General features: G+C 40.2%; 15 protein-coding genes. 4 read left to right on the top strand and 11 right to left on the bottom strand.

Going from position 1 to position 13,387, the window contains the following annotated elements; translation table 11 throughout:
* Positions 1-5: 5 nt before the first annotated feature.
* Positions 6-227: a hypothetical protein gene (locus ACZ427_RS16535; RefSeq protein ID WP_461180028.1), complete on the bottom strand. Its 222-nt coding sequence runs from the start codon at positions 225-227 to the stop codon at positions 6-8.
* Positions 228-627: 400 nt separating this feature from the next.
* Between ACZ427_RS16535 and pdaB the strand changes: the two genes are divergently transcribed.
* The gene (gene pdaB, locus ACZ427_RS16540; protein ID WP_461180024.1) at positions 628-1,386 is read left to right on the top strand and encodes a polysaccharide deacetylase family sporulation protein PdaB; all 759 of its coding nucleotides are present in this window, start codon (positions 628-630) and stop codon (positions 1,384-1,386) included.
* 87 nt (positions 1,387-1,473) lie between these two features.
* Here pdaB and ACZ427_RS16545 read toward each other — a convergent pair whose 3' ends face one another.
* Positions 1,474-2,130: a KinB-signaling pathway activation protein gene (locus ACZ427_RS16545; RefSeq protein WP_461180023.1), complete on the bottom strand. Its 657-nt coding sequence runs from the start codon at positions 2,128-2,130 to the stop codon at positions 1,474-1,476.
* Positions 2,131-2,292: 162 nt separating this feature from the next.
* Here ACZ427_RS16545 and gerD point away from each other — a divergent pair, with 162 nt between their 5' ends.
* Complete coding sequence (gene gerD, locus ACZ427_RS16550) at positions 2,293-2,955, top strand: spore germination lipoprotein GerD (protein WP_461180022.1); 663 nt, start codon at positions 2,293-2,295, stop codon at positions 2,953-2,955.
* 132 nt (positions 2,956-3,087) lie between these two features.
* Here the strand turns inward: gerD and ACZ427_RS16555 are convergent, their stop codons facing one another.
* A complete protein-coding gene (locus tag ACZ427_RS16555) occupies positions 3,088-4,149 on the bottom strand; it encodes an Mrp/NBP35 family ATP-binding protein (RefSeq protein WP_461180021.1) in 1,062 nt (353 codons plus the stop codon).
* A 98-nt stretch (positions 4,150-4,247) separates the two neighbouring features.
* Entirely contained in the window at positions 4,248-4,973 is a 726-nt protein-coding gene (gene cwlD, locus ACZ427_RS16560; RefSeq protein ID WP_461180027.1) for an N-acetylmuramoyl-L-alanine amidase CwlD, read from the bottom strand.
* A 150-nt stretch (positions 4,974-5,123) separates the two neighbouring features.
* Here cwlD and ACZ427_RS16565 point away from each other — a divergent pair, with 150 nt between their 5' ends.
* Positions 5,124-5,552, top strand: coding sequence for a DUF948 domain-containing protein (locus ACZ427_RS16565; protein ID WP_461180020.1), 429 nt, complete (start codon positions 5,124-5,126; stop codon positions 5,550-5,552).
* 132 nt (positions 5,553-5,684) lie between these two features.
* Here ACZ427_RS16565 and ACZ427_RS16570 read toward each other — a convergent pair whose 3' ends face one another.
* The 3 genes from ACZ427_RS16570 to ACZ427_RS16580 are packed head-to-tail and all read right to left on the bottom strand — an operon-like array spanning position 5,685 to position 6,851.
* Entirely contained in the window at positions 5,685-5,921 is a 237-nt protein-coding gene (locus ACZ427_RS16570) for a hypothetical protein (protein WP_461180019.1), read from the bottom strand.
* The gene (locus tag ACZ427_RS16575; protein ID WP_461180018.1) at positions 5,902-6,360 is read right to left on the bottom strand and encodes a DUF948 domain-containing protein; all 459 of its coding nucleotides are present in this window, start codon (positions 6,358-6,360) and stop codon (positions 5,902-5,904) included. Before ACZ427_RS16575 ends, ACZ427_RS16570 begins: the two co-directional genes overlap by 20 nt.
* Positions 6,357-6,851 (bottom strand): DUF948 domain-containing protein, encoded by a 495-nt coding sequence (locus tag ACZ427_RS16580; protein ID WP_461180017.1) that lies wholly within the window; start codon positions 6,849-6,851, stop codon positions 6,357-6,359. Before ACZ427_RS16580 ends, ACZ427_RS16575 begins: the two co-directional genes overlap by 4 nt.
* A gap of 141 nt (positions 6,852-6,992) precedes the next feature.
* Here ACZ427_RS16580 and ACZ427_RS16585 point away from each other — a divergent pair, with 141 nt between their 5' ends.
* Positions 6,993-7,844, top strand: a complete 852-nt coding sequence (locus tag ACZ427_RS16585) for a YihY/virulence factor BrkB family protein (RefSeq protein ID WP_461180016.1) — start codon at positions 6,993-6,995, stop codon at positions 7,842-7,844.
* A gap of 30 nt (positions 7,845-7,874) precedes the next feature.
* Here the strand turns inward: ACZ427_RS16585 and ACZ427_RS16590 are convergent, their stop codons facing one another.
* The 4 genes from ACZ427_RS16590 to ACZ427_RS16605 form a co-directional block, all read right to left on the bottom strand.
* On the bottom strand, positions 7,875-9,173 hold the full coding sequence (locus ACZ427_RS16590) for an efflux RND transporter periplasmic adaptor subunit (protein ID WP_464883468.1): 1,299 nt from the start codon (positions 9,171-9,173) through the stop codon (positions 7,875-7,877).
* A complete protein-coding gene (locus ACZ427_RS16595; protein ID WP_461180014.1) occupies positions 9,170-9,871 on the bottom strand; it encodes a hypothetical protein in 702 nt (233 codons plus the stop codon). The genes ACZ427_RS16590 and ACZ427_RS16595 overlap by 4 nt, the downstream gene beginning before the upstream one ends.
* A gap of 449 nt (positions 9,872-10,320) precedes the next feature.
* The gene (locus ACZ427_RS16600) at positions 10,321-11,481 is read right to left on the bottom strand and encodes a GNAT family N-acetyltransferase (protein ID WP_461180013.1); all 1,161 of its coding nucleotides are present in this window, start codon (positions 11,479-11,481) and stop codon (positions 10,321-10,323) included.
* A 449-nt stretch (positions 11,482-11,930) separates the two neighbouring features.
* Positions 11,931-13,145 carry a multidrug effflux MFS transporter gene (locus tag ACZ427_RS16605; protein ID WP_461180012.1) on the bottom strand — a complete coding sequence of 405 codons (1,215 nt, stop codon included), beginning with the start codon at positions 13,143-13,145 and terminating at the stop codon, positions 11,931-11,933.
* Between the last annotated feature and the right edge of the window lie 242 nt (positions 13,146-13,387).

Consider the following 13,387-nt stretch of genomic DNA (forward strand, 5'->3'; position numbering starts at 1 on the left):
TTCTCTTATTGATTTTCGCTTCGCTTTGGCATGTATTTAATACATTCCTGCTCGCTTGCTACCCTGCGGAATAATTGAAATAAAACTTGATATCTCTCTCTCATTGCCCGTTTAACCATATGATCAATTCTGTGATCTTCAAGGTCCATAAGCAACTCTTCCAATTCCCGCTTCAACAGATACTCAATTTCTTTCTGTTCCATTTCGTTAATCAATAATCCCAACATTTTATTCACCTCTAACCTTCTGCAACGAGTCATATAATTTTGCTTAGCAGAATTGAACTCCCTTTTTATACAGCATCAGCTGCGTTCAATTTCACCCTATTTCAGTTTATTAAGCTCTTTTTCATTTGGTACTACCTATATGTATTCGTGAAAAATGTAGAATTCCGTCGGTTAATCTCTTATTTTATACAATTTTATTCAAAATACACATCTATACGCAAAAGAACTTAAAAACTTTTTCCGGGTCCTTTTTTAATATACCCCGATTTTCGGGTTTTTCATCCTTTTTTCTACAATTTTTTTATTCCCCATATTTTCTGTACTAAGAGATAGCTTGTTCTTATTCTGCTTTTCATTCATATACATTAGATAAGAAGGACAAGATATAAGGAGGATAATGATGCAGCATTTTTATACGTTAAAATTCAGTAGGTGGAAACGCTGGCTCGTCGTTGTATTATTTGCATTGTTCACAGCAACATTTGTCTGGTTTGAACGCGATGGCACATTCTCCGTATTTTCAGGAGATGAACCTGCCGCTTTATCCAAAGGAAATGCCGATGAACCAAACATCGCTTTGACATTCAATATCAGCTGGGGAGAGGAAAAGGTGTTTGATATTTTGGAACAGCTTAAACAGCAACAGGTACAAGCTACTTTCTTTGTCAGTGGCGAATGGGCGGAGCGTCATCCGGATATCATCGAACAAATTGCGGAAGACGAGCATGAGGTTGGCATGTTGGGATATCGTTATAAGAGTTATCTCGAACAGGAGACTGATCAGGTAAGGAAGGATTTAGTGCAGGCACGGGAAGTTTTTGAAAAACTCGGATTTGAGGATGTCAATCTGTTGCGAACACCAAGTGGACATTTTAACAAAGAAATCATTGAATTGGCTGAAGAGATGAATTTCCAGGTGATTCACTGGAATGTAAACCCAAGTGATTGGAAAAACCCGGGGACTGATGCGATTGTCGACACAGTAATGCAGGAAACGACAAATGGTGACATTGTCTTGCTACATGCCTCAGACGCAGTAAAACAGACAGCTGAAGCCTTAAAGACAATCTTACCCGGTTTAAAAAATAAGGAATTTCAGTTTGTCCCAATGACGGAATTGATCAATCAAGCACAGGCAGACCCCGAATTAGTGGAATGATGATGTTAAATAAAAATGTGTCCCCCCTGAAATAATAAAAACCCTGACAAACAGCTTAAAACAGCCATTCTCAGGGTTCCTATAAATTCAAGCTTTACCCGGCTTTGTGTTTTTAGCCGGGTTATTCTTTTGCTTCGTGTTATGCTTTGCCTGATCTGTTTCTTTGCCCTGCAGGCGGTGCAGCATCAGCAATTGGTACGTATTACATGCCAGCAGTGGGAAAATCATTAATATTGCATAATCAATTCCCTCCACTTGCATGCCGGGAATCCATTCCACGGTAGTCATCACAACCATAAAGAACAGTGCAGGGACAAATGCCATTCTTTTCGTTTCTTTTGCTTTAATTTTGGCAATGTACCAACTGTATCCCAGCATAGCAGCGGCCATCAGTATATACCAAAAGATGGAGATTCCATCGGTTGCTCGATATGGGAAATATACTAAGTCGAATATGACAAAAGCGATTAATACGACTTGAACCGCCGGCCAATAGATACGAAACACACCTAACCCTAATCGATTAAGAAATAAATAGGCAAAAAATCCGGTTTGACTAACAGCTGCAAAAACAAATCCAATTCCTAAAAAGAACACGAGTAATCCGAACAATTCCCAAATATTAAACGGATTCAAATAATAGGCATATTCCTCAGCCTTCACAAAAAAGCTGGTAACAAGTCCCACCAGTCCTCCGAGCATAAATGTTTTAAAAAGGAAATTCACTAATTTACGACTATTCAATCCTGTTTCCTCCCACTATATATGTAAAGCTTTATTTTACCATCATCTACAGGCTTGCTTCCATAGGTATTCTACCATGACAGCGCACATTTTTCCTTAAATTCGTGCATACTTTATAATTTTGTCACTCATATTAAAGGTATGAGGGAAGGAGAATTTCTAATGATGCGCAAAATTTTTATGATAGCTCTGGGATTGTCCTTCATTTTATTAAGTGCATGTAATGGCGAAGGCGCTGCAAGCAATGAAGGAGAATACGATACAACGAAAAAAATGGTTGTTGATATATTACAGACAGAAGATGGAAAAAAAGCACTTCAGGAAATAATGGCGGATGAAAAATTGAAGCAGGAACTTGTTATCGGTTCGGATGTTGTCAAACAGTCCATCAATGAAACCCTCGTTTCCGACAAAGGAAAAGAAATGTGGTCCACTTTATTTGAAGACCCCAAATTTGTAGAGGGATATGCCAAATCGATGCAGGAAGAACAACAGAAGCTGTTAAAAAGCTTAATGAACGATTCCGAATATCAGAAGCAAATGCTTGAATTACTGCAGGATCCAAAAATGACCGAGCAACTGCTGACTGTTTTACAAAGTCAGCAATTCCGCTCCCATCTGGAAGAAACCATCCAGCAAACACTGGAAACACCAACATTCCAGGCTAAAATACAGGAGATACTCCTAAAAGCTGCCGAAGAACAGAGTAAGGGCCAGGAAGGTGGCGGCCAAGGTTCTCAAGGCGGTAATGGCGGAGGAGGTTCCGGTGGAGGCTCTGGTGGAGGTTCCGGCGGCGGAAACGGCGGAGGTGGCGGTGGCCAATAACCAGAATTTAATGACCTGGTTGATTGACACGCCTGCACCTGCATCGTTCGTTAACCCGGCTTTTCTGTCCTCACAACCTGATTATCCCGCTTATTTCCAACAAAAAGAGGGCACCCTCAGGCCCTCTTTTATTTATTCTTCATCCATATTTGCAACGATTTTGGAAGCAATCTTATGGTATTCTTTTCCGATTGGATGATCTTCCTGATAAATTGATGGTGCGAACTCATCTTCATTCTCATAAGGCTGTTGAAGTGGTAATTGGCCAAGCACTTTTGTTTGCAATGCTTCTGCCAGCTTTTCTCCACCGCCTCTTCCAAAAACATACTCTTTCTTTCCTGTGTTTTCACTTTCGAAGTAGGCCATGTTCTCCACAACGCCTAGAATTTCATGCTCTGTTTTCATTGCCATCTGACCGGCACGAGCCGCTACAAATGCTGCAGTCGGATGTGGTGTTGTCACAATAACTTCCTTACTTGTCGGAAGGAGTTCATGCACGTCCATCGCAATATCACCTGTACCTGGTGGCAGGTCAAGCAGCAGATAGTCGAGATCTCCCCACTCCACTTCAGAGAAGAAGCTGTTCAGCATTTTCCCAAGCATTGGGCCGCGCCAAATGATTGGTGAATTATCTTCCACAAAGAATCCCATGGAGACCACTTTTACACCAAAACGTTCCACTGGAATGATTTTTTTGCCGCGGACAACAGGCCGGTTCTCTATTCCCATCATATCAGGGACACTGAATCCGTAGATATCGGCATCGATAATCCCAACCTTTTTTCCGAGACGCATCAGGGAAATAGCCAAGTTTACGGTAACGGTTGATTTACCGACACCACCTTTCCCACTTGCAACAGTGACGAATTTAGTGCCCTTGCTTCCACCCATCAGGGATGCTTCTTTATCCTCCTCAACTTCCGGTTGATATTTTTGAATCACATCCTCAGGTAATTGTTCAAAGCGCAGGCCAACTGTGGTTGCACCATTTTTCTTCAGAATGCCTACAATTTCCTGCTGGAGCTGCATCTGTTCAGCAGTATTTGTTTTTGCAATTCCTATTTTTACACTGACATGCTTTTTATCTTCTTTTATCGTTACACCTTTAACAGCGTCGAGTTCTTCAAAGGTTCTATGTAAAAACGGATCGTTTACCGAATTTAGCAGTTGGATAACTTCTTCTTTTGTTAGCATATTGTCACCATCCCTTTTCTCTAGCTTATAATACCCAACTTTAGTATAACACAAATCACAAAGAATCTAAGTGATTTGAATTGGGATGGGATGCGTTTTCATTCTTCGTCTGCTTCAGGTTCTTCTGTGGAATATCGCAAAATGCCTTCATAGATGCTTGCAGCCATTTTCTGTTGGTAATCATCCTGCTTCAACAATTCCCGCTCTTTTTCGTTCGATAAAAATCCAATTTCCACAAGTGCCCCGGGTACCTCGGCATTTTTCAGCAAATACATGCCATTAATTGCTAAGGGTGCGCGGTTTGTATTTTCTAAATTACGGATAATCTCGGATTGAATCATGGTAGCCAGATGTCTGCTTTCGTCATATTTCGGGTGATAGAATGTCTGTGCACCGCTCCAGCGGGTTGATGGGAGGGCGTTTAAATGAACGGTCACAAAGAAATCCGCTTCCTTTTCATGGATAAAGTCAAGCCGATTGCGGATATCTTCCGCTTTTCTTCGAGAAAGGCCACTGGTATTTTCATCCGCAAGATCTTTGTCCTCTTCCCTGGTTAAATAGACAAGCGCACCAGATTGCTGCAGGTAGCTTTGCAGTTTTTTCGCTACCTCCAGGGAAATTTCTTTTTCAACTGTCTCATCAGCTCCAACCGCTCCACCATCCGGACCACCATGCCCAGGATCAATTACAATTGTTTTGCCGGAAAGCGGTAAGGACCATGTTTGCCATGTCGTATCTGCAGTTTGTTGAATTGGGAATTGAATAAGAAATGCCAAGAGTAAACAACCCGCCACCCATAATGCATATTTGCCCGCACGTTTCATATACATTCGCCCCTTGTTATCTTTGCTTTCATTATTTTATGGGACGAGGTACATGTTTATGACTCTCCGAGGCAATACTTAGAACGTTTATTTATATCGAAAAAGTGGTATGATGAAAGAAATGATTTATAAGAGAGAGGAGTTAGTTAAATGGATTGGTTAGGAATTGGCGTTCTTGTCATTGGGGTTGCATTTCTCGTATTGGTTCTTCTTCTAATAAAACCACTGAATAAACTGTCCGGTGTATTTGGTAATTTGCAGAAGACAACCGATGACTTACCGCAAACCGTAAATGACATTACATCACAGACAAAAGAGGCACTTGGAGCTGGGGTAGATACACTTTATCAGGTCAATAATCAGGTGAAGGAATTAAGCCCACTCTTCTACATTGTCGGAGACGCAGGGAGAGCCACAAATCATCTGTCTACATCCATGGTCAATGCTGTTACGAAAATGGAAACAAAGACACAGGATGCAAGTGATCTGACCCATTATAAAAACCTGGAAGGAATATATGGTGCACTCACACTCGGCTATATGCTCTTTCAGAAACGAAATGATTTTACTTCTAAATAAACAAAAGCTCAGGAAGCCTTGAACACCCTAAGGCATAGCTTAAGTAAGAACTCAGGCGAGGGAGTCGCCCCGAGCTGGACGTGGCTTATTATAAAAATATCCTCCTGTCATATTACCGGCAGGAGGATATTTTTATTCACTCACTTTTTTATGAATCTCTTGTTTGATGTCACCCAGTTCATTTGCACGTTTTTGTCCATCTTCATATAATTTCCGTTCAAAACGCCGGATTTTTTCCGTGATTGGTCGGTGTTCCTCCCGTTGCTGCCGCTTCGAAATCGATCGTTTCAGAAACCAGCCAAGTCCAGCAGCACCTATGGCAACTGCAGCTGCCGGAAGGTTCCCTTTTCTATTTGCTGTTTTGCCCATTTCCGGACGCTCCTTCTTTTTTCATCTTTCTGCGTTTTTGCAGCAAATAGTAGCCTAGCGCGAATGATCCGTATACGCCCCCAAGATTATTCTTGTTCGAGACTTCTTTACTGTCATTCGTCTTATGTTTCATTGTTTCTGTCACATCCACCAGAGAAGAAGAGAATTTTCTCGTGACATTCCCAACATCTCCCACAATATAAAACAGTGGGCTTAATTGTTGCATTTTATCATTTACATCCGCTAATGTATGATTGCTTTCACTGATAATATTGCCTGTTTCCCTCATTACATCATCCATTTGGTCTGGCAACTTATCGACTGTTTTCTCGATTCCTTTAAGTATACCCGCAAGGTTTTGAAGTGTATGCGCGATGAAAATAGTCAATATTAGAAATGCTACTCCGATAATAAGTACACCTATTCCAGTTAATGTCATCGATTATCCCCTCTCTTTGCGTCATCGACCGGTACAATTTGAGCATTTTCATCCTGTACCATTAGTTCATTTTTGTCTGATTGTCTCTTATCTTTCCATTTGGAATAAACCTGAAATGCCCCTTCACTCCATTTGATTCCTTTAATGAACGGCTTTAACTTTTTCTGTAATTGCTCGCCAGTAAGCTGGTCCGAGTTATTTTTATACAATTGGTTAACAGAATTGACAGAAGTTCCGACATTTTCAAGGGTATCGAAAAGACTGTCGGTTGCTTTCAATTTTTCCTCCATATCATCTACAATCTTATCTGTTTCATAAACAGTCTCTCGTAGTTGAGGAGTAATATGTTGAAGTTCCTTTTCTACTTCGCCCAGGGTATTTCCAAGTGAATGCAATGTATCAGCTACGCGTTTTAATACAAGGGAAATATAGATGGTGACCCCTGCGAATGCGATTGCGCATAGTAAAATTCCTAAATAGACTACTCCCATTAACGTTACCCTCCCTTTAAATGCATTATACCACCAGCGCCTGTAAATAAAACGTAATAAGCCTAAAGCAAATCAGATAATGATTAAATCTTCATAAACCGGGGTAAAGAATAGACATAATCACCTATTGGAGGAGCGCATATGTCGAAACTTAAAAATTACATGTCAGAATTTATAACAAAATTCCAGGAAGATAATGTTCCATTATTAGCTGCTGCTCAAGGCTATTATTATCTTCTGGCAGTGTTCCCGCTACTCATTGTTGGATTTACCATCATTCCTTTTTTTAATATAAACCCGGAGCAGGCTTTAAGCTTTATCGGCAATATTCTGCCTGGTGAGATTGCCTCCATTTTTGAAGAAAATATTGTCAGCTTTATCGAAACCCCAAGGGGCGGACTGCTTACAGTCGGTATCATCGGTGCATTATGGTCCGCTTCCAATGGCATCAATGCATTTATTAAAGCATCCAATGAAGCCTATGATGTAGAAGAAACGCGTTCTTTCTTGTTTGTCCGTTTGCTTGCATTGGGGCTGACGCTCGGTATGATTGTTTCATTGGTTGTAGCAATTACCTTACCGATGTTCGGAAATGTCATCCTTGGTTTTGTCGAATCCATGCTGGGACTCTCCGGTTCAATGAGCATATTACTGCAAATTGCACGCTGGGCCATCAGTATTATTGTTTTGACGTCGTTGCTTGTCCTATTATACCGGTTTGCGCCAAATAAAAAAATTCCATTTAAACATATTGTACCCGGAGCATTTGTTGCTAGTATTTTGTGGCAGTTAACTTCCTTAGGATTCTCATTCTATATTAGTAATTTTGGTAATTACTCAGCAACTTATGGAAGTATTGGTGGTATCATCATATTAATGATCTGGTTCTTCCTTACCGGCTTAATCTTAATGGTCGGTGCCATCGTAAATGTGTTATATCACAGAAAACAGATTGCGCAAAATGTCGAAAAACAACGTGCTGCAAATATCTAAGTCAGAGAGGGTGCTTTCATGCACGCTCTCTTATCTGGACAAAAGACCGATCACAATATTTTTTCCCCAGTGCTCCCCATTAAATACATATTTCCAGGGAACTTCTCTTAACTGCAATGGCGTAATAAAGGTTGCGTCATCACGGAATTGCCCCGATGGATCCTGTGCCACCCATTCACCGACAGCTGCCCCGTTTGTTATCTCATACATATTATCGGTATAAATACCGGTATCAACAGCCTGCCGCAGTAATTTCCCTTCGTCTGTCAGCTTCCAGACAAATCCATTGAACACAAGCTCTTCATAAAGAGCAGTAGCATTCTCTGAGGCTTCCAATGTGATTGCTAAATTCGCATGGTACCCAGGTAACAAATCTTCCACATCCGCTTCTTCACGAAAAGTCACTTCAAACGGATAGACACTCTCACCTTCAATTTGCACAGTCTTTGGCGACTCGCTCACACTACCGATTTCCCCTTCGATTAAGGCATCTGTTTTATCAAGCCTGACTTTGACCGGCATCCCCTCCGCTACTTCAGTTCTTTCCGCTTCATTCAATTCACCCTCTGCCTGGAGCTGGATGTTTTCAATCGTAATGAGCGGGTTATCAAGTGAGTCAGAGACTGATTTCACCCTGCCTTCATATGGACTTTCGTATGTAATGGTATCCCCTGTTGAGTGGAGCGCATCCAATCTGGACTGTGCCCCTTCTAATTGAGCGGTTTTTTGGGCAAGTTCTTTTTCCTTTTCAATAATATATTGTTCTTTTATCAATTCTGCATCCGCCGGTTCTTCCTGTTCAAGGACAATCGTGATTTCCTCTGAAGAAACAGGCTCGTCCGAACTAAATGAACCTGGCATAGACCCGACAGACGGGGGCGTTGGAGGAAGCGATGGTGGTGCGGATGTTGATGGTGATGGTGATTCCTCAGGGACCTGATACATTTCCATCCGCGTCATTGCCGCCTCAATTGCTGCTATTTCTCCATTAAGTGTCTCAACTTCTTGCATCAGATCAGACTCCGCCTGTTGAAAGTTATCAACCTGATAGGCATATAATGGATCACCAGGACTTACCTGACTCCCTTCTTCCACGAAGAATTGCTGAAAGCTGCCAAGGCTCTCATCAAAATAAAGCTGTTCCTCATCCGTAGATACCAACACACCAGACTTGTACAGCTGGTTTTCTAAGTCTGTTTCAAAGGCTTGCGACCATTCGCTAATATATGCCTTTTGCTCCACTTTTCCTTCCTCATCCAAGTAAACCAATATAACATTGATTCCCACAAAAAGAATAGCTAAGGTTAGAATTATTCTTCTTCTCATCATCCGAACCACCCACTTACGATGAACGTATCAGCATAGGCGAATAACGCCGCCAAGCACCAATATATAATATGTAAAACGATAACACTTACCCATAACCAGCGTTTCTTCACGGTTGACATCGTACTGAGATATTTAACCTGGAAGCCGATAATCCATAATTGGAAAAGTGATAGTGCCCCAAAAAAGTAAATCATCCACGGCGTCTCCGTAAAATAAGATGTAATGATTCCAAATGACATTGGTGAAACATACCAGTCCAATCCACTGATAAGCATCAGCAATATCCAGGTGAGACGTTCGATAAGCATTACAAGAAGTACCACTTGCTGCATGATTATGAGTTTATGATAAGGTATCTCTGTCAGCAAATAGAAAAGCAATGTAGGAATAAACAAGATCATAACAGCTAAGATTACCGCAAATCCTACGCGTCCCATTATAAATTCCAGTTTACTGATTTCATATTCTGCCGGGCTCAGTGATGTAGCATAGCCCGATAAGATATCTGAACCTAGACCAAGATAAGCCATCCACGCATACATAATTACACTGAGTAAAACTAGTAATCCGCTGACTTTCCATAGATTATGTATTTTTTCCGCCCTACGAATACGGAATAAATGGTCATTCATGGAAAAAAGGATTTTAAATAGATTGATATAATAGATCATTTCTCTACATTCCTTTTCTGCATCCATTCTCAATATTTCTTCAATTCTAACGCAAAAATTGATAAAATTCTATCTTATTTACGTCATTTTACAAATAATAGGAAATTATACCCTTTTTGAAAAGATAAGAAACCAACATGGCTGCTAAGAGCATGCCGTCACCAACTATAATGAAAACAGCTAATTTAACCATAAGACTGTTTTGTATACCCGGCAGGATGTCGCATTTTATATCAACTGTGATGTTAAAAGAAATCAAAGTTTCACTAAAATAGCATACCAGAAAATGTAATAATCTTGGTTCCTGGTGGTTATGCTCAATAGCTTTTTCCCGTTCTAATAATCATACAAAAGTATATAATTTTAACAGCATATTAATTCCTTGATAGTAAATGCCACGCCCAAGTTGGAGCGCCCCCCTTAAGGTCTTAAGCAAAAACTCAAGGGGGGATTCAAGACGCCTTTAGTTTTTGTTCTCAGAAGAAATCTGCCAGAAAAGTTTGCTGATTTGGAATGATGACTTCGAGCTGCTTCACTTCTTCCTTTTCAGCATGCAGCAGTCCAGCTTCATAATAATCAACCGGCCGCATGTAACCGAAAAGCATCCCAGCCAGGATTTGAACAGAGCATTGAACGGCCTCTTCTCCGGCATCCGCCCCTATATTGCTAATTTCTGTACTCTCAGCCATTTTGTTTATGTAATAGGTACCACTATTCTCCGGGAAAAATTCATCTTCTACCGCGATTGTGAGCTCTCCATTTCCCTGAAAAGGATATTCTTCCAAAAAGCGTCTAACGTCGACAATCCGTGCCATGAAATAAGGATTTATTTTCTGCTCAAACCGCGGTTCCTCAATATAGAGGCTGAGGTTGTCATGTTCTGGTGCAATCATTTCGACTGTTTCTGCCATCGAATCATGATTCCCGATGAATTTTAGTAATTGCTTATAACTGTTCAAATTAAGGTAAACCATTTCCTTAACCGTAAGAATACTCTTTTTGACTTCAAACCGCACATAACCTTCCGCATTACCTGCTTCATCATAAGCAACCGCAATATGATCCTCATCTTTAAGCACTCGCTGTGTCCACCATTTCTCATCACGTGTGAGCATACCGTTATATTTCTTAGCATATTCCGTATACAACCGGTGCAATAATGGAATATCCTCTTTGATCCGGCGTACATATCCGTTAACATCCCAGTCTTTTTTTAACTTTTCCAGCGGCATGCTATAATGTTTACGCGAAAATGCATGCTCCCAGCCATACTTCCGGTAAAAGGGAAAAGCAAATGGATGTAGTAAGGACACCGCCTGTCCATTTTCCTTCATCTCCTTTAGTGCACGATAAAGAAGATGTTTCACCATCCCATTCCTGCGATATTCGGGCCATGTTGCGACCCCACTGATACCGCCCATCTTAAACGGCTTTCCTTGGATATATACCGATAATGGAATAAGATGAAGTTTGGCAGCAAGCTGTTCTCCCTCAATCCAGCCCCAAATCGTATGCCGCTTCGCCTCTTCTTTCTTATTTTTCAATTGTTCTTCTGACAGGTTGTATTGAAAAGCAAATTGGGATAGGGAGAATATCTCATCATAATCGCTTTCCAATAATAGGTGAATGTTTTCCAAATTTGGTGCCTCCTTTGTAGAAATAATTATGTATAAGGTAACATCATGTTTTTCAAACTTTCACATCCAATGAAAGCTCAATTAAGTGTAATTTGCATTTTTGGATTTCCCTTATTATTTCACTTAAATTCCCCATTACTTGTGAGATAACTTTAGCTCATCATTGTACTTTTTCCCTTCCACCAGCGAAAGTCCGAAAGCTTCTCTTGCTTTTTTGACTGCTTCCACATCTTTGCCCCCCCTTCTATTAAGTTATGTAAATCATTTATTGATAGGATTTTCAGATATTCCAGATTGGTTGGCTAATTGGTCTACGGTGTATTTCCACCCTCTAATACGGCTTTCTAATGTAATTACCTTAAACAATAAATAACTTACTATCATCAAAGTTATACTTAGTAGTATATACTCCACCGCTCGAAAACCTCCTCATCGTTTACGTGAAATCCTTAAACTCCCTTAAGTACCATACTCGATTTCAAAAACAACATCCAGCCAACAAGTGAGATAATGGAACAACTAACCATAATGAGCCCAAGTCCACTTACAAAGTTTCCCCATGGCAATGTTGCTAAAATCATCCCAGCAGACCCCGCCACATTGTATCCGAAGTGAATTAGAGATGCGGCACTACCAGTATCTTTCTCTTGTTGGTCTAAAAGAATGTTTATAACAAGTGGCTTCATCATACTTTGCATAGCTGAGTATGGGATAAATGACAGCAGTAACACAATCGGTGCAAACTTTCCAAAAAACAGCACAGCCAATCCGCTTATTAATCCAATAATAAATCCTGCTGTCAGTATTTTTTTCGAAGCAATTTTTTCGCTTAATTTTATGTAAAGCATTGGACCTAAAACTAATGCTGCAGAATTAATAGCAAAAAATATACTGTATTGTGTCTCCGTCAGATTAAAATAATCGATATACATATAAGCACTTACTGCAATGTATCCCATAAAAGCAAGGGATGTCAGGGAATTAATTAATAAAAAACTTGTAAAAACCTTGTTTCTTCCAACAAGAAATAACCTTCCAATCGTACCCGAGATTTTCCCCTGATACCGGGCATCTTTTGGCAATACCTCATCCATCATTATTGTTGCAATAAAACAAACGAAGCTAATACCACCCAACACCCAAAAAGTAACGCGCCAGGAGAAATAGGAGACGATAACGGCACCGATAATTGGTGCAACCATTGGTGCAATAACTGTCATCGACTGAATTGTGGCAAGAACCACATTTCGGATTTTCCCATCAAAACTATCTTTAACTAACGCAGTTGATACTGATACCATACAACCTGCGCCTAAAGCCTGAAGAATTCGAAAGATGACAAGTTGTGAAATTGAAAATGAAACGGCACATAATATACTGGACAGAATATAGATCGCCAACCCTGTCAATAATACACGTTTTCTTCCGTATTTATCACTTAATGGGCCAAATATAAGCATTCCAACAGCAAAGAAAAAGAAAAACCCCACTAATGTTAAATTAAGAACACCAGCAGACGTATTAAATACTTCTGTCATTGTAGGAACAGCTGGTAAATACATGTCCGTTGAAAGGGGTGCTGTCATATTTAAAACCGTAATTAACCCTATTAACCCTTTTTTCTTCAAATGCTTTTGTTCAACTAATAAAGCACGATCTTCCACTCGAATCCCCCTAGTCTTTAAAAAATTTCTAATATAGAAATCTTTCAATTTTTATATAGTAACTCTGAATTATATCATAAAATTAGATGTAGTCCATCTAAAATGCATGGGAAATTATGAACTATACCACTATATCATTCCGTTTTAGAAAATTGACTTTTGCCAGGCCTTGTGGCAAAAATATTAGTCCGTACTTATGCCGTAAGAAAGCATATACTTTTGTATGAAACAACTGTTATTAG

The sequence above is a fragment of the Virgibacillus ainsalahensis genome (genome assembly GCF_055380755.1).